Raw genomic sequence first — 16,612 nt, 5'->3', positions numbered from 1 at the left:
ACGAGCAGGCAATCCTAAAAGAATGCCTGCAAACCCGTTTGAGCCCGCCCAAGGATCAGGGCATGCACGTCATGGGTGCCCTCATAGGTGTTCACTGTTTCCAGATTTACCATATGGCGCATGACGTGGTAATCCTCCTGGATGCCGTTGCCGCCATGCATGTCGCGGGCCATTCGGGCAATATCCAAGGCTTTTCCGCAGTTGTTGCGCTTCATCAGGCTGATCGCTTCGGGGGCGGCGCGCCCGTTTTCCATCAGGCGACCCAGCGCAAGTGAGCCTTGCAGGCCCAGCGTGATCTCTGTCTGCATGTCGGCAAGCTTCTTTTGGAACAGTTGCGTTTGCGCCAGGGGGCGGTCGAACTGTTTGCGGTCCAACCCATATTGTCGGGCAGCGTGCCAACAAGCCTCTGCTGCGCCCATAGTCCCCCAGGAAATGCCATAGCGCGCCCGGTTCAAACATCCAAACGGCCCTTTGAGGCCCTGCGCGTTGGGCAGCAAAGCATCTTCACCAACCTCGACACCATCCATGACAATCTCGCCGGTTGTAGAGGCGCGAAGGGACAACTTGCCACCGATCTTGGGCGCGCTCAGCCCGTCCATGCCCTTGTCGAGGATAAATCCTCTGATCTTGCCGCCATGGGCATCTGACTTGGCCCAGATCACGAACACATCGGCGAAGGGCGCGTTGCTGATCCACATCTTGGATCCGGTCAGGCGATAGCCCGTTTCAGTCTTCTCCGCCCGGGTTTTCATACCGGCGGGATCGCTGCCCGCATCAGGTTCGGTCAGACCGAAACAGCCGATTAACTCACCCGCGGCGAGGCCCGGCAGATACTTTTGCCGCTGTTTCTCACTGCCATAGGCGTGGATCGGGTACATCACCAGGCTCGACTGAACCGACATCATGGAGCGATAGCCTGAATCGACACGCTCGATCTCCCGCGCTACCAAGCCGTAGGTTACGTAACCCGCGCCCAGCCCGCCAAATGCTTCGGGAATGGTAATGCCCAGCAATCCGGCCTGACCCATAAGGGGGAACAGGCCGGGATCTGCTGTTTCCTCACGATAGGCATCAGTGACCCGCGGTAGCAAAACATCCTGCGCAAAGGTGCGGGCCGCGTCGCGCAGCATCCGCTCATCCTCGGTCAGTTGAGTTTCCAACAGCAACGGATCGGCCCAGTCAAAACCCGCAAGCTCTGGAGCGTCTTTAGCGGAAATCGGGGTTGTCAGATTCATGTCTACTCTCCCTTTCGGCAACTCCATAAGGCTTTCGCGGGTTTGCTGCAATTCTTCCGGGGAGGTGTTTTGGTGTTTCTCAAACACGTTATGCAGCCTGAGGTGGTAAATTGTGGTTAGCGCAATGGCCGTGCAGCGTGATCAGGCGAATCGGGTGCTACGTTTGTCTGGGGCAGGCGCCTCTTTGCATTTGGAGGCTGACATGGTTTGGTGCCCCATTGACAGTGACAGGGGCCGCGCCATGACAGATCTTCCCAGTGACATCTCCGGGACCCAATCCCTGTTGGCCAATCAAAGCTATATTTGTGATCGCGCCCTGGCGACGGTGGTCTTTCTGTCGCTGAAACTGGGCCGGCCGCTCTTCCTTGAAGGGGAGGCCGGTACGGGCAAGACCGAGATTGCCAAAACCATTGCCGCTGCCCTGGGGCGCCGTTTGATCCGGTTGCAATGCTATGAAGGGTTGGATGCGTCTGGCGCAGTTTATGAATGGAACTTTGCCGAACAGATGATCGCCATCCGCACGGCAGAGGCGACAGGCGGAGCGGATCGCACTGCGCTCAAGACGGAGCTGTTTTCGGACGACTACCTGATTGCGCGCCCCCTTTTGGAGGCGATGCAGGATCAGCCCGGCGGTCCGCCCGTTCTGCTGATCGACGAAATTGATCGCACCGATGAACCGTTTGAGGCGTTCCTGCTCGAGGCGCTCAGCGATTTTCAGGTGACGATCCCGGAATTGGGCACGATCCGCGCGCCAGAGCCGCCGATCGTTATCCTGACCTCGAACCGCACGCGCGAGGTGCATGACGCCCTGAAACGGCGCTGCCTCTATCACTGGGTCGGTTACCCGGCCTTTGATCGGGAGATCGAGATCCTGCAGGCTCGCGCGCCAGAAGCGGCAGAGACATTGAGCCGTCAAGTCGTGGCCTTTGTCCAAAAGCTGCGCACCGAGGATCTGTTCAAAAAGCCGGGCGTGGCCGAGACCATCGACTGGGCCAAATGCCTTTTGGCGTTGGATGTGATGACACTGTCGCCAGAGGTTATCGCCGACACGCTGGGTGCGATCTTGAAGTATCAGGATGATATTCAAAAGATCCAAGGATCGGAGGCGCGGCGGATCTTGGATGATGTCCGCGCTGAGCTTGCTCCTGCTGAATAAATGCGCCTGAGCCCACCGTTTTCATCTGCTATATCGCGAAACTCTTTCTGCGGCTCCCCCGTCTTTCGGGAGAGCGGGTTTAATGCAGGAGATACCTCAGATGTCACAGAATGCAGTTGGCGGCGCCGTCGATCTGTTTGCCGGTTTGGCGCAGAAACTGATGAACAAAAGCGTCATGCACCGGGCGCGGCTCTATTTTCGGAAGTATTGGAAAGACAAGATCATCCAGGAGTTTTCCCGGAACAACGCAACGGGAGTTCTTTTGGTGATCGGTGTTGGAGAGCCCAAGGCGTGGATGCTAGACGAGGTGCCGCGCCAGCGCATTTTTCTGGGGCTGCATGTCGCGGGCTACGGCAGCGATCCCAAGGCGGTGCGCCGGGCCTATCTGGCCAAGCCAAGGGGGTGGATTGCTGTGCCGCAAAATTCGAAATCCATGATGCGCATGGATTACTACGTCTGGATGCGCCCCGCCGATGTGTATCTGTGGTGAAGCCAATCACATGAGGATCCAACCGACCTGATGGCCGAATACCTGCCCCTCGACATCCCCGATGATGGTAAGCTGAGCCATAACATTGTTTGGTTCGCCCGCGCCTTGCGTAAGGCTGGGTTGCCGGTGGGGCCGGGGCGGGTGGTGGATGCCATTCGCGCGGTCGAGGCGGCGGGGTTCAGTGAGCGGCGTGACTTTTATTGGGTTCTGCATGCCTGTTTCGTATCGAAGCCAGAGCAGCGGGAGGTCTTTGCCCAGGTGTTTCAGCTGTTCTGGCGGGATCCGCGATATCTGGAGCAGATGATCTCGTTCCTGACGCCTATGGTGCGTGGGGTGGCTGAGGAACGGGCGGCGCGCGCGGCCGAGAAGCGGGCGGCGGAGGCCATTCTAGATGGCGCGGACCGGGAACTGCCGGACGTGACGCCGGAGGATGACGAAGACGGGACCGACATCGACATTGATGCGTCCCGCACGATGTCGGGTGAGGAACGGCTGCGGAGCCTCGATTTTGAGTTGATGAGCGTGGCGGAGATGGAAGAGGCGAAACGGCTGATCGCCCGGCTGACCCTTCCGGTGCCTCCTTTGATCTCGCGCCGGACCCGGGCGAAGGCCCACGGCGTGCAACCTGACTGGCCACGCACCATGCGGATGGCAATGCGCAAAGGCTGTGAGGTGACGGCATTCGCCATGAAGGATCGCCGCATCCGCTGGCCTAATCTGGTGGCCCTTTGTGATATTTCGGGTTCGATGTCGCATTATTCGCGGACGGTGCTGCATTTCCTGCATTCCGTGAGCAACGCCAAGGGACAGGGCTGGGCCAAGGTCCATGCCTTCACTTTCGGAACGCGGCTGACGAATATCACCCGGCATCTGCGTCAGCGTGATGTGGATGCCGCGCTGAAGGCTGCAGGGTCAGAGGCGCAGGACTGGGAAGGTGGCACCCGGATCGGGGATTGTCTGGGCCAGTTCAACCGCGATTGGTCCCGCCGCGTTCTGGGGCAGGGGGCCGTTGTGTTGCTGATCACCGACGGTTTGGACCGCGACGACCCGAACCGGTTGGAGGCCGAGATGGAGCGGCTACATCTATCGGCCCGTCATTTGATCTGGCTGAACCCCTTGCTGCGTTGGGAGGGGTTCGCGCCGAAAGCCCGCGGGATTGCCGCCATGCTGCCCCATGTCGACAGTTTCCGCGCCGGGCATTCCATTGCGTCGTTGGAAGCCTTGGCTGAGGCACTGTCAAAGTGGGACGATATGGGAGAGAAGGCGCGTCTTCTTTCGGCGTTGCGCGGGACAGATTGATATGCGTTTGCCAAATTGAGCGTGCAAGCACGCGTTTCGATATCTTGTTTAAGTGTAAAACACATAACTTGATCTGAAGGGCGTGTCAGTTTGTGGTGCTGGGGATAGTCTGCGGATTGGCCGTGGGACCGGAGCGTCTTATCGCTGGCAATGTGTGATGTTTCGCGAAGGGTCTGCAGAGGTGTTCTGCTGGAGCAGTACCGCCCCGAGGGAAGCCGCTATTCGACGTGCTTGGCCAGCCAGACATCCAGATCGACCTCTAGTGCCTCAACCCATTGGTGCAGCTTTTTGCGGAGTGGCGCGGATCAGAAAAGAAGCCACTGGGGCCTTTTCCCGAGGAACATGTCGTAGAACGCACCCTTCATCTTCAGCTGGGATTGTTTGGCTGCAATGGCGAATAGGTTCTTGTCAGGAGATCGGGTTACCCGCGAACTGGGTCGAATTGCCGAGATGCGTGGCCACCCATGCCTCCCGGTGGTCGGTGATAACGATGCGGAACTGACTTCAAACGCGATCCTGAAGTCGCAGGAAGACCGCTAGGTCGAACGGCACTCTATCGCGTTGGCCAAACCGATGCAGAACGGGTTCGTGGAAAGAAATATTCAATGGGTTCATGAGGGATGATTGCCTGAATGAGCATTCGTTCGACAGCTTGCGCAGTGCTCGCAGTTTCGTGGCGGCATGGTGCGCCGACTTCCATAATCACCGACCCCATTCCAGCCTCGCTGGCCTGACACCGGAGAAATATGTTGCCGGTCAAAAGAGGACCAAAATCTGAACGGAGCTAAACGATAACAGCGGACTAGGTGGGGAGTAGTCCAGCGGCTCCGAAACAAAACGTTTGGGGTCAAAGGCGGTAGCCGCCATTGACCGTTAGGATCTCGCCCGTGATGGCGCCAGCTTTGTCGGAGGCAAGAAAGCGTACCGCCGCAGCGATATCTTGAGCGGTCGCAAGTCGCCCTAAGGCTGTCTCTTTCTCAAATAGTGCGATGAGATCAGGGGGGCGCGCGTTTTCCGCACGTTCAACCGCGCCGGGGGCCACGGCGTTGACGCGGATGCCCCGGGGGCCGAGCGTTTTGGCCATGGCCCGCGTCCACGTTTCCAATGCGGCTTTTGAGGCGGAATAGGCCGGAGCGGCTAGGGCTGGCAAGCGTGCATTCTGAGAGCTGATATTGATCACGGCCGCGCCAGGCCGAAGATGTGGTAGGGCTGCTGCGAGAAGCGCCATGGGTGCCAAGACGTTGACTTCAAAAATCTTTCGATGCGAGGTCAGGTCGATCGCCTCGGCTGGTGTCTCGGCGATAACCCCCGCATTGTTGACGATCAGATCGAGTTGCCCGAAGTGATCCATGACTTGATTGATCAGGTGCTGTGGCGCGCCATCCGTGGCCAGATCGCAGGCAACAGCATGACCAGGGAGCCAAGTAGCGGGCATGGTGGTGTTGTAGGACAGGGCGACGTCGTGATCGGTAGCCAGATCCTCGACAATTGAACGCCCGATTCCGCTGGCGCCTCCGGTCACAAGAGCGATTTTAGGCATGCAGACCTCCAACCTATGGTAAGCTGTGACTTACCATAGGTTGGAGTGCAGTCCTAGGCGGCTTTCGCGAGGTTCCGTAGAACGTAGTGGAGGACGCCGCCATTTTCGACATACTCAATCTCGACCTCGGTATCGATCCGGCATTTCAGGGCGATCTCCTTGACCGTCCCGTCCGCCATGGTGATCGTACACGGTACCATCGCCTGGGGTTTGAGATCACCCGCAAGACCCATGATCGAGACGGTTTCTTCACCGGTCAGCCCCAGGGATTTGCGCGTGTCACCGCCGGTGAATTCGAACGGGATGACGCCCATACCGACGAGATTGGATCGGTGGATTCGCTCGAACGATTCCGCGATCACGGCCTTGACGCCCAGCAAGGACGTGCCTTTGGCGGCCCAGTCGCGAGACGAGCCCGCCCCATATTGTTCGCCACCAAAGATCACCAGCGGTGTGCCCGCATCCTTGTAGGCCATCGCGGCATCGAAGATGGAGGTTTCAGCACCGTTCGGTCCTTTGGTATAGCCGCCTTCGACGCCGTCCAGCATCTCGTTCTTGATGCGGATATTGGCGAAGGTGCCGCGCATCATGATCTCATGGTTGCCGCGGCGCGAGCCGTAGGAGTTGAATTCGCGTGGGGCCACCTGCCGCTCGACCAGATACTTGCCCGCGGGTGTGGTGTCCTTGAACGATCCGGCGGGAGAGATGTGGTCGGTCGTGATCATGTCGCCCAACAGCGCCAGCACCTTGGCATCGTTGATGTCGGTGATGATGCCGGGCTCCATCCCCATCCCCTGAAAATAGGGCGGATTCTGGACATAGGTCGAGGCCGTGGGCCAGTCATAGACCTGGCTGTCGGTCGTCTTGACCTCCTGCCATTTGTCGTCGCCTTTAAAGACGTCGGCATATTTCGATTGGAATGCCTCGCGGGTGACGGTCTGTTCGACGAGTTCCGCGATCTCGGCCTGGCTGGGCCAGATGTCTTTCAGGTAGACATCGTTTCCGTTCTTGTCCTGGGCGATCGGGTCAGAAGCCAGGTTGATGTCGAGCGTGCCGGCCAGGGCATAGGCCACGACGAGAGGCGGGGAGGCCAGGTAGTTGGCGCGCACGTCGGGGCTGATCCGGCCCTCGAAGTTGCGGTTGCCTGACAGAACGGACGTGGCGACCAGGTCGCCCTCGGCGATGGCCTCGCTGAGTTCCGCCTGAATCGGGCCGGAATTTCCGATGCAGGTTGTGCAGCCATAGCCGACCAGGTTGAAGCCGATCTTGTCGAGGTCTTCCTGTAAGCCTGCAGCCTCAAGATATGCGCTGACAACCTGGGAGCCGGGGGCAAGCGAGGTTTTTACCCAAGGCTTGCGATCCAGGCCCAAGGCGGCGGCCTTGCGAGCGACCAGGCCCGCGCCGATCATCACATAGGGGTTTGAGGTGTTGGTACAGGAGGTGATGGATGCGATAACGACCTTACCCGATTCCATGGTGTAGTCTTCACCTTTGACGGGCACTTCCTTTCCCATGGGGCGTTTGAACGTCTCTTCCATCTCCCGGCGGAAGGCGGTTTTGCCATCGGTCAGGGCGACGTAATCCTGCGGGCGTTTGGGGCCGGAAATGGCGGGGACGATCGTGCCCATGTCGAGGTGTAGCGTGTCGGTGTAGACAGGCGCATAGTCCGACCCACGCCAGAAGCCGTTTTCCTTGGCATAGGCTTCAACCAGGGCGATGCGGTCTTCGTCCCGGCCTGTGGTGCGCAGGTAGCGGAGCGTTTCGCCATCGATGGGGAAGAACCCGCAGGTCGCGCCGTATTCCGGGGCCATGTTGCCGATGGTGGCGCGGTCGGCCAGGGGCAGACGATCAAGACCTTCGCCATAGAATTCGACAAACTTGCCGACGACGCCTTTGGCGCGCAGCATCTCGACCACTTTCAGCACCAGATCAGTGCCGGTCGTGCCTTCCGTCATGGAGCCCGTTAGCTCAAACCCGATGACCTCGGGGATCAGCATTGAGATCGGCTGACCCAGCATAGCGGCCTCAGCCTCGATCCCGCCGACACCCCAGCCCAAGACGGCGGCGCCATTGACCATGGTGGTGTGGCTATCGGTGCCGACCAGCGTATCGGGATAGGCGACCTCATCCCCGTTCTGGTCGGTGTCGGTCCAAACGGTCTGGGCCAGATACTCCAGGTTCACCTGGTGGCAGATGCCGGTGCCGGGGGGAACAACCCGGAAGTTATTGAACGCGGACTGGCCCCATTTCAGGAACGTGTAACGCTCCATATTGCGCTCATATTCGCGGTCGACATTCATCTGGAAGGCACGCGGATTGCCAAACTCATCAATCATCACCGAATGGTCGATGACCAGATCGACAGGGTTCAGCGGGTTGATCTTTTCGGGGTCGCCACCCAAGGCCACGATCCCATCGCGCATTGCGGCCAAGTCGACCACGGCCGGAACACCAGTGAAGTCCTGCATCAATACACGGGCGGGGCGGTAGGCGATCTCACGCGGGTTTTGGCCACCTTTGGTCGCCCATTCCGCGAAAGCTTTGATGTCCTCAGTGTGGACGGTTTTGCCATCCTCGAACCGCAACATATTCTCAAGTACAACTTTCAGAACGGCAGGCAACTTGGAGAAATCGCCAAGACCAGCCTCGGTCGCGGCATCAATTGAATAATAGGCGATGGATTGATCGCCAGCGGTCAGGGTCTTGCGGGTCTTGGATGTGTCATGGCCAACGGTGATGGGCATTTGTGGCTCCCTTCTGTGATACCTGCGATCTGGAGTAGCTGCTGCTCTCCTGCCGCAGTCTTGGGGTCAGGATCAAGTGTTGAACGGGCAGGTGCGTCCATTTGTATACCATTGCACACAAAAAATAGTGCAAATTACTGACTGTAACGCAGCTCTCTCGATTGGTTGATTGGAGGATGAACCGGAATGGGTTTAGAAGCGACAGGCACTTTGGAGAAATCGCAATGCTGAACTCACGTATTCTTCTGCTTTTGGGTCTTGTCCTGGGCCTATCTGCGCCGTCCGCGGTTGCGGAAGACCGGAAGGTGGTGATCGAACTATATACGTCTCAGGGATGTTCTTCATGCCCACCTGCGGACGCCCTGCTGGAGCGATTGGCCGAACGTGATGATGTGATCGCCCTGTCGTTGCATGTGGATTATTGGGATTACATTGGCTGGAAGGATGTTTTCGGTCGGCCCGAGAACACCAAACGGCAAAAGGTCTATGCCCGCGTTGCGGGGAGCCGCACGATCTATACCCCGCAGATGGTGATCGGTGGGGTTGACCATGTGGTGGGGGCCAAGCCGATGGATGTGGCCGACCTGTTGGAAAAGCATAAGTCCGTGCCGGTGGCAGTTGCATTGTCGGCCAATGCCGTGGACGGGGCCGTCGTGATCACGGCGCCACAGCCCGGCACAGATATCGGCGAAGCCGTTGTTCAAATTGTGCGTTATCGCCCTGCAGCGACAGTGTCGATCAAGCGGGGTGAAAATGCGGGGCAGACCCTGAACTACACCAATATCGTCACCGAATGGGATGTGATCGGGACCTGGTCCGGCGATGGCCCGCTGGAGGTTTCGGCCGAACTGGCCGGGGACGACCGCGCAGTGGCTATCGTTCAAAAAAAAGGCCAAAAGGCTATTCTGGCGGCTGTAGAACTACCTTGATTTAAGCTGCCAGCTTTTGGCGTTCTTTAGTCGGATCCCGCTGACATGCAGGGATGTCGTCCACAATGATCGCAAGGTCGATAGGTCCTCGGTCACCCTCAATTCGCTGCCGGACTTCTCAATAAGACCGGGGAGATCCCGCAAATGTGCGCATTCCTTGGGTATAACCGCATCGTGTGACACCCACATCCCAACGTCACCCAATGCCAAAAAGTTGTCATTTGGCAGATCATATCTCCACAGGCTTGCACCGGCGATACGATCCATCCAATCGTGTTCGACATAGGCAATCATGCGGGCACGGCTTTCGCGCCAGATCTGTTTTATATCATCGGGTTGCGACGTGGCGGTTGGCCAGACAAGGATGCGCGGACAATCTCGCGGAAAGAGGTAAAGTGCCTGATATGCCTCCTCAATGGCCCAAACCAGGGGACCATTGAGCCATTCCTGCCCAGGTTTTCTTGCAACGGGCACCCTTACAGAGCGTGGTACAAACTCAGTGATCGTAGGATCGTCGCTGAAGTGGAACAACATCTTCGACACGGCGACGACCTCATTTCCAGCGGCGATGGATCCAGAACCACTGCGCCGTATCTTCCGCAATGCGTGCCTCAAGGCTTTCATTCAAGGCAAGTGTCATGGCCGCCGCATCGGAGCGCGGGATGGGTGCATCGACATGGACGCGGTAGTCCAGGGGGTTCTCGGTCGATCGAATGCCATAGATCGGGATCAGCAGGGCATCATAGCGCAGCGCCATTTCCGCCGCCGTTAGCGCCGTCTTGGCGGGTTTGCCGAGAAAAGGCATCCGCTGTCCTTTGGTGATGTGCAGATCGTTCAGCAGCATCATGGGAACACCCTTGATCAGCTGCTTCACGAAACCGGTCATGCCTGCGGGAGTGGACGGATAGACAGGCCCCGCTACGGCGCGGATCGTATCGACATAGTGATCGTTGAAGTAAGGATTCCGCATTGGGCGATAGACCCCGCCAAAGCCGATGCCCCGGATGTTGAGCGCCGCTCTTGCCGCTTCGTAATTGCCGAAATGGGCCGAGACCGCGATGATCCGCCGTCCCTGGGCATGTGCGTCCCGTAAGGCGGCGGCGCCCTCTCCGGTGACCGGAAAATTCCGAGCCCGCTTTGCAAGATCCGCAGGGGCATAGTTTTCAATGAGAACGCGACCCGTATTGCGTGAAACCTCATCCGCGATCTTTTCACGGCGGAATCGGGACAATTCGGGATAAATCATCGCCAGATTGGCCCGGCTGCGCGCCGTGTATCCGATCAGAGGCCCGATCACGTGTTGTGTAAGCGCCCCAAACACCTTGATCCGTGTTGCATATGGCAGCATCAACGCCGCCCGGATCAGCATCCTGATCGTGAAATCTGTCACTCGATCCATTGGCCCGGTTGTGTCGGTCTGTGTTTGGTTCGGCATAGGCACCTTATTCTTGATCCGCTTTGACATAGGACGCCGAGCCCCCAATCACAAATCCCGCTTCTGGATCATGTGCCGCGCTGCTGGGTTGGCCGACGACCAGAACAACAATGCCCAAAGGCGCAGGTATCGCCTTAAATTTGTGCGGATGCCAGTTTTTCACCTGATCTCAATACGATGCGATCGAGCGAAGCAGGGGGTAAAGCAATCTGGACCCTTCTACAGGGGCAAGCATTTGTCGGTGGGGCGTTTCATGCTACTTCTTAATCACCGAAATCATGAGACAGGACTGACCAATGAAGATCAAAACGACCCTCGCGGCCCTCCTGCTTGCCGCCGTTCCAACAATGTCGCTGGCCTATAATTGCAACTACGGCAAGGCCGAAACGGCGACAATCACCTGCTCCGCTGGTATGGTGTTTGATGCAAATAGCGGCAAATGCGTGGATCAGGTCAACAGCTGATACCACGCCGCGTGTGATGATGAATCCCGGTCTGCTACCATGCAGTCCGGGATTTTGTTTGCGATAGTCACTTCTGCGCAAATTTATCGTTCATTTTTCGTTCCGGGTAACTCGGCCTTAAATCTGTTGCTGCTACTCCAAGATAACATTCCAGAACGGAGTTGATCTTGGATCCCCTTCCCGCTTTGAACGCACCCGAACGCGACCGGTTGCCGGGTATGTCCGCACCCAAACGTGCACCTGCCACGTTGACGCGTCGCCAAAAGGCGGCCGTTATCGTTCAGTTGTTGCTATCAGGTGGGGTTAATCTGCCCCTGAAAGACATGTCAGAGCTTGATCAGGTGCGATTGACAGCAGAACTGGCCGGCATGCGCAGCGTTGACACATCTACACTGACCGCTGTTGTGCAGGAATTCATTCACGAGCTGGAGAGCATCGGTCTGTCCTTTCCTAAAGGTATCGAAGGGGCGCTATCAGTGCTTGAAGGTCATATCAGCACAGCCACGTCCGCTCGCTTGCGGCGTGAGGCTGGCGTGGTGGCAAAGGGCGATCCATGGGAACGCATCGCCGGGCTGGAGAATGAACGCCTCGTCCCGGTGCTGCAGGAAGAAGCGGTGGAGGTGGGGGCCGTCATGCTTTCAAAACTCAGCGTGCAAAAGGCCGCGGAGTTGCTTGGCTTGCTACCTGGTGAGCGGGCCCGCCGTATTTCCTATGCGATCTCACAAACGGCCGAGATCGGGCCGGAAACCGTACGGCGCATCGGGCTGTCGATCTCTGATCAGTTGGAAGCAGTACCGGTCAAAGCGTTCGAAGCCGAACCCGTAGAGCGGGTGGGGGCAATCCTGAATTCCAGTGTCGCTTCAACCCGCGAAGATGTCCTTGAGGGGCTGGACCAGACCGATGCCGCCTTTGCGGAACGGGTGCGCAAGGCCATCTTTACCTTCACCAATATTCCTGCACGCGTTGCACCAAGGGACATTCCCAAGGCGATCCGAGGAATCGAAGCCACTGATCTGTTGACTGCCCTTGCCTCGGCAAAAGGCGAGGACGAAAAATCGCGCGATTTCATCCTTGAAAACATGTCAAAGCGCATGGCTGATAACCTGCGGGAGGAGATGGCTGAGATAACCTCGGTCAAGGAGAAAGACGCCGAAGCGGCTCAAAGCGCTGTCGTAGCGAGCATTCGCGCACTGGAGCAAGCCGGGGAGATCCTGCTTATCGCTGACGAGGCCGACGAATAACCGCCGAACTGCTCCGATAGCTGTGTTGTCACGCTTGACTTGGTATGAACCAAATTTTGACAAAGTTCCTCAATACCGCCTCAGTCATGGGATGGCTGTGATCAAAGACTAGATCGGGCGTGGTGGGCAAGGCGGCGTTAGATGCGAAGCGGATAGGCAGTATGTTGGGATCGGTTCAATTGCGGGCCATGGCATTGGACCGGCTGGGCCTTATCACGCTCCTGTCTTCCTTTTATTTCTTCCAGGTGTGGGGTTTGACCAATTTTGGCAGCCCCTTCCCAAGTCACACTCATTACGGTTTTATGGTATTGAGTGCGATTGGTATTGTCCTGCCACGCTTGTGGTGGGTGCTGGTTTTAAACGCCATTGCTTTTAGCGCTTATCATGTCAGTTCTCTGCCAGTCGCATCCAATAACCAAACAACAGCATTTTTCTTTTCACTAATCGTGGTCGAGATCACTGTTCTTGCTCGGCCAATCAACTGATCACAGCGTGACGTTTACTTTGCCTAAATTGTTTCGCTTGGTCGGTTTCTACTGCCAGTTTTATATTTCTTTGGCATTTACCATAAGATCAATATAGACTTTTAGATCCCACTGTAAGTTGCGCCGTGGTCCTCTATCGTGCTCTATTTGAAGTTGTGTTGTTGGCTAACTGGGTTGTCGAGCATTACGGTGCAATCTATGCGACGTTCATCATTGAACTGATTGCGATGGTTGCCTTGTTTATAACGCGGCTCAAGCCTTTTGGTATGTTGATTGGCATTCTATTCCATATAATTATCGGATTTACAGGATGCGCATACTACAAAGACTTTTCGACCATCGTCCTGCTTCTTTATGCCCTGTTTCTTCCGCGGGAGGTTTTTACAGTTTGGTTGCCCATTTTTTTGGGGGTGGGAGATCGCCGAAATCGCATTTTGAGTATTGGCCGCATAGCTCTGCTGGTTCTGGTAGCGGCCTATCTTGCAGCATCCTTGTCGGCGGTCAGCCCGGATCTGTTCTTGCCAACTGATCGCGGTTTTATGCCATTTTTTGCCGTATATGCCCTGGCATTTTATGGGTTTGTCATTGCAGCGATGCCGCGTGATGGCGGAACGTCTGGCGATTACCGCTATTCGGGCTGGCTAATCATTCCAGTGCTATTCTTTTTGAATGGATGGAGCCCTTATTTGGGTTTGAAGACCGAGAGTAGCATCGCAATGTTTTCGAATTTGCACACGGAAGGCAGAGAAACCAATCATTTGCTCCACGGTGTCGTCTCCGGTCTTTGGGCGTATCAGCAGGAGCTTGTGTTCCCAATATCGTCCAACAGTCCAGCTTTTGACCAGCAGTTCATAAAACAGGATTTGCAGTTCGTGCGGTTTGAACTTGATCGACTACTGGCGCAGAATCCAAACCTGGAAGTTACTGTTAAAGGACCAGATGGGCTGGTATCGACGGCAGACAATTGGAACAATGCATATCTCAAGGCAAACGTCTTTGCGCAGCATTTCTTAATTTTAAGCCAGTTGACTTTGATCGACCAAAAGTCTGCACACACTAGAGCTTCTAATTAATACATGCTCGAAAACGAAATTACTGAAGCGCGACTGGGCCTGACTGCATAATGAACTGTTGCTGTCAGAATGACAATTTCAGCAGATTGAGCTTGCAATTAGTCACAGGTTAGATGCGTTCGCGGCTCAAAAGCATCAAAGTGGCATTTCGCCCTGCCCGAAGCACTGGATACAGCGCTTTGGATATACGTGGTGAGCCAAAGACAACTGCGACCAATTTGTTGAATATACCAGACCGCGTACTCAGCAAGGCCAGCCGATGGACACATTCGTCGCCGAAATAGACGGTTTCGCATCAATGATGGCCATCCCTTCATTCAGGTCATATCCGTGATCTTTCAGAAACTGAACTGCCGGATCATCGTCCCTGGCATTGATCAGCTCTACTGGGCCCACCGTCTCCCGCAAACGTACCATCCCGACATAGTGCGAACAAAACGGACAGTCGCCATCATACGCGATCTTCATAGGAAAGCTTTGCCCCAAATTGTTATCGATCCACCGGCATATGAAACATAGAACGAAAAAGTGGCGCAGCTATGACGTTTCATCGGGCAGAAATGAGGCGATCTATTGGGATGCGATCCACCAGATATCGGGCATGAAGCCCAGCCAGTCGCCATAGATTGGCAGGCGTTCGGGATATTGCAGATCGGCCTGATGGGCGAGGTAGGATTTCGGCTGATACCAGATCGGCACCACATATCGGCCAGCCGTCAGGATGCGGTCCAGGGCTTTGACCGACGCGATGAAGTCCTCTTGGCTGTTGGAGGTCAGCATTGTGTCGATCATCGCCTCCGCCGCGGGGCTGTCCATACCCATCCAATTGCGTGTGCCTGGCTTTTCTACACCGTCGCTTCCCCAATACAGCCGCTGCTCGGTCCCGGGGCTCAGGCTCATGGGGCGGCTGTAGGGCGTCATGGCAAAGTCGTAGATTTGGGTGCGCTCTTTGTACTGCGCGCTGTCGACGGTCGTGATCTGGACGTCCATGCCAAGGGCGGTCAGCGCCTCTATATAAAGTTCGGCGATGTTCGCCTCTTGCGCTGAACCAGCCTGGAGCAGGAATTCAAAGGCAAACGGTGCACCATCGGCGTTTTTCAAAGTGCCACTTTCGGCGCTCCACCCGGCTTCTTCCAACAGCTTCAACGCAGCGCGGCGACCCTTGCGATTGGCTTTTTGTCCGTCGCTGACGGGCAGGGCATAGCCTTCGATGGTGCCAGGGGGCAGGTCTTGCGCAAATGGGGCCAGCAACTCAGCGACCCGTCCATCCGCCGGACCATCTGACATCGCCAATTGCGAATTCGCGAAATAGGACGTGATGCGCGGTTGCGATCCGCCATTCAGGGTACGGTTGATGAATTCGAAGTTGAAGGCCTGGATCATCGCCTCGCGCACTCGCCAATCCGCAAAAAGCGGGTTGCGTGTATTCATCACAAATCCGGCGATACCGGATGGGCGTTGATGGGGGATCTCGGATTTGATGACCTTGCCGGTGGCCACGGCCGGAAAGTCGTAATTGCTGTCCCATTTGGCGGCGTTAGTCTCTCGCACATAGGAGATCTCTCCGCCCCGAAATGCCTCAAACGCGATATCGCCGTCGGCGAAATACTCATATGTGATCTCATCAATATTGTGTTGGCCGCGGTTGAACGGCAGATCCGAGCCCCACCAGTCGGGGTTCTTTTTCAACGTTATGCTGCGGCCAGCATTCAAGTCCTCGATGACATACGGCCCAGATCCAATAGGGGCTTCCATGCTGGGCCGGTCGAATGCTCTGCCGTCGAACGCCGCCTTTTTGAGAATGGGTGGAAGTCCAAGGATCAGCGGCAGTTCATTATCAGGACGGGTAAAGGTAAAGCGCACCGCCCGCTCTCCGACAGCCTCCGCCTTGGCGACCTTGGCCCAGGAACTGTGATAACGGGGATGCCCCTGCGTCCCGAGCATTTCGTAAGACCACAGGACATCTTCAACTGTGACGGGGCTTCCATCCGAGAAGGTCGCCTCCTGTCTGAGGGTGAATTCCACCCAGTCCCGATTCGGTCCTGTCTCTACCGATTCGGCCAATAGACCGTAAAGCGTGAAGGGCTCGTCCCACGAGCGGCCCATCAAGCTTTCAAATCCGTAGACACGCCAGCCATAGGGAGCGCTGCCATTGAGGATGAACGGATGCAGGCTGTCAAAGCTTCCAACCTCTGCAAAAGTGACGGATCCGCCCTTGGGCGCGTCAGCGTTCACATGGGGCAAAGACACAAAATCCGGTGGCAGGGCAGGGTCGCCATACATAGCTATGCCGTGGCGCGGTTCAGCCGACGCGAATCCCACACTCGTCGTCACGGCAACAACAGTCGCGATCGCCCGTGATCGGATGAAATATTTTGACAACATTTTCACTGAACCCCTGCTCCGGCCTTATTTCATTGTCATGTAGCGTACGGTGGGTATCGAGTGTTTTCAAACTTTTAACTTGGACTGGTCGGCGGGTTTGCGTATAACGAGTGCACTGCTCGATAGGTTTCTTGCC

General features: G+C 56.7%; 14 protein-coding genes and 1 pseudogene. 9 read left to right on the top strand and 6 right to left on the bottom strand.

Annotation, left to right across the window (positions count from 1 at the left end; genetic code table 11):
• Positions 1 to 14: 14 nt before the first annotated feature.
• Complete coding sequence (locus IU397_RS18650) at positions 15 to 1,235, bottom strand: acyl-CoA dehydrogenase (protein ID WP_204416682.1); 1,221 nt, start codon at positions 1,233 to 1,235, stop codon at positions 15 to 17.
• Between the two features lie 241 nt (positions 1,236 to 1,476).
• Between IU397_RS18650 and IU397_RS18645 the strand changes: the two genes are divergently transcribed.
• The 4 genes and pseudogenes from IU397_RS18645 to IU397_RS23425 all read left to right on the top strand — a co-directional run.
• On the top strand, positions 1,477 to 2,391 hold the full coding sequence (locus IU397_RS18645) for a MoxR family ATPase (protein ID WP_204416680.1): 915 nt from the start codon (positions 1,477 to 1,479) through the stop codon (positions 2,389 to 2,391).
• A gap of 100 nt (positions 2,392 to 2,491) precedes the next feature.
• Positions 2,492 to 2,881: a hypothetical protein gene (locus tag IU397_RS18640; protein ID WP_204416678.1), complete on the top strand. Its 390-nt coding sequence runs from the start codon at positions 2,492 to 2,494 to the stop codon at positions 2,879 to 2,881.
• Between the two features lie 30 nt (positions 2,882 to 2,911).
• On the top strand, positions 2,912 to 4,180 hold the full coding sequence (locus tag IU397_RS18635; protein ID WP_204416676.1) for a VWA domain-containing protein: 1,269 nt from the start codon (positions 2,912 to 2,914) through the stop codon (positions 4,178 to 4,180).
• Positions 4,181 to 4,546: 366 nt separating this feature from the next.
• Positions 4,547 to 4,975: pseudogene (locus IU397_RS23425) on the top strand (integrase core domain-containing protein); the annotation flags it as partial.
• A 52-nt stretch (positions 4,976 to 5,027) separates the two neighbouring features.
• On the opposite strand, the gene IU397_RS18625 reads toward IU397_RS23425, so the two are convergent.
• Together IU397_RS18625 and acnA are read right to left on the bottom strand one after the other, a co-directional pair.
• The gene (locus IU397_RS18625) at positions 5,028 to 5,720 is read right to left on the bottom strand and encodes an SDR family NAD(P)-dependent oxidoreductase (RefSeq protein WP_204416674.1); all 693 of its coding nucleotides are present in this window, start codon (positions 5,718 to 5,720) and stop codon (positions 5,028 to 5,030) included.
• 53 nt (positions 5,721 to 5,773) lie between these two features.
• Positions 5,774 to 8,464, bottom strand: coding sequence for an aconitate hydratase AcnA (gene acnA / locus IU397_RS18620; protein WP_204416672.1), 2,691 nt, complete (start codon positions 8,462 to 8,464; stop codon positions 5,774 to 5,776).
• Between the two features lie 224 nt (positions 8,465 to 8,688).
• Here acnA and IU397_RS18615 point away from each other — a divergent pair, with 224 nt between their 5' ends.
• Complete coding sequence (locus IU397_RS18615) at positions 8,689 to 9,393, top strand: thioredoxin family protein (RefSeq protein ID WP_204416670.1); 705 nt, start codon at positions 8,689 to 8,691, stop codon at positions 9,391 to 9,393.
• Here the strand turns inward: IU397_RS18615 and IU397_RS18610 are convergent.
• Both IU397_RS18610 and IU397_RS18605 read right to left on the bottom strand, forming a co-directional pair.
• Positions 9,385 to 9,927 (bottom strand): DUF6886 family protein, encoded by a 543-nt coding sequence (locus tag IU397_RS18610; protein ID WP_370541728.1) that lies wholly within the window; start codon positions 9,925 to 9,927, stop codon positions 9,385 to 9,387. The genes IU397_RS18615 and IU397_RS18610 overlap by 9 nt on opposite strands.
• A 19-nt stretch (positions 9,928 to 9,946) precedes the next feature.
• A complete protein-coding gene (locus IU397_RS18605; protein ID WP_204416666.1) occupies positions 9,947 to 10,828 on the bottom strand; it encodes a lysophospholipid acyltransferase family protein in 882 nt (293 codons plus the stop codon).
• Positions 10,829 to 11,124: 296 nt separating this feature from the next.
• Here IU397_RS18605 and IU397_RS18600 point away from each other — a divergent pair, with 296 nt between their 5' ends.
• From IU397_RS18600 to IU397_RS18585, 4 genes are all read left to right on the top strand, one after another.
• Positions 11,125 to 11,292 (top strand): chitin-binding domain-containing protein, encoded by a 168-nt coding sequence (locus tag IU397_RS18600; RefSeq protein ID WP_204416664.1) that lies wholly within the window; start codon positions 11,125 to 11,127, stop codon positions 11,290 to 11,292.
• A 218-nt stretch (positions 11,293 to 11,510) separates the two neighbouring features.
• Complete coding sequence (locus IU397_RS18595; protein ID WP_204416738.1) at positions 11,511 to 12,533, top strand: FliG C-terminal domain-containing protein; 1,023 nt, start codon at positions 11,511 to 11,513, stop codon at positions 12,531 to 12,533.
• A 122-nt stretch (positions 12,534 to 12,655) separates the two neighbouring features.
• On the top strand, positions 12,656 to 13,018 hold the full coding sequence (locus IU397_RS18590; RefSeq protein ID WP_204416662.1) for a hypothetical protein: 363 nt from the start codon (positions 12,656 to 12,658) through the stop codon (positions 13,016 to 13,018).
• A 125-nt stretch (positions 13,019 to 13,143) separates the two neighbouring features.
• Complete coding sequence (locus IU397_RS18585) at positions 13,144 to 14,091, top strand: hypothetical protein (RefSeq protein WP_204416660.1); 948 nt, start codon at positions 13,144 to 13,146, stop codon at positions 14,089 to 14,091.
• Positions 14,092 to 14,661: 570 nt separating this feature from the next.
• Here the strand turns inward: IU397_RS18585 and IU397_RS18580 are convergent.
• Positions 14,662 to 16,476, bottom strand: coding sequence for an extracellular solute-binding protein (locus tag IU397_RS18580; protein WP_204416658.1), 1,815 nt, complete (start codon positions 16,474 to 16,476; stop codon positions 14,662 to 14,664).
• Positions 16,477 to 16,612: the final 136 nt, after the last annotated feature.

Origin of the sequence: Actibacterium sp. 188UL27-1 (genome assembly GCF_016901225.1) — a bacterium.
Lineage (GTDB): Bacteria > Pseudomonadota > Alphaproteobacteria > Rhodobacterales > Rhodobacteraceae > 188UL27-1.
This window is presented reverse-complemented; position numbering and strand designations above follow the sequence as displayed.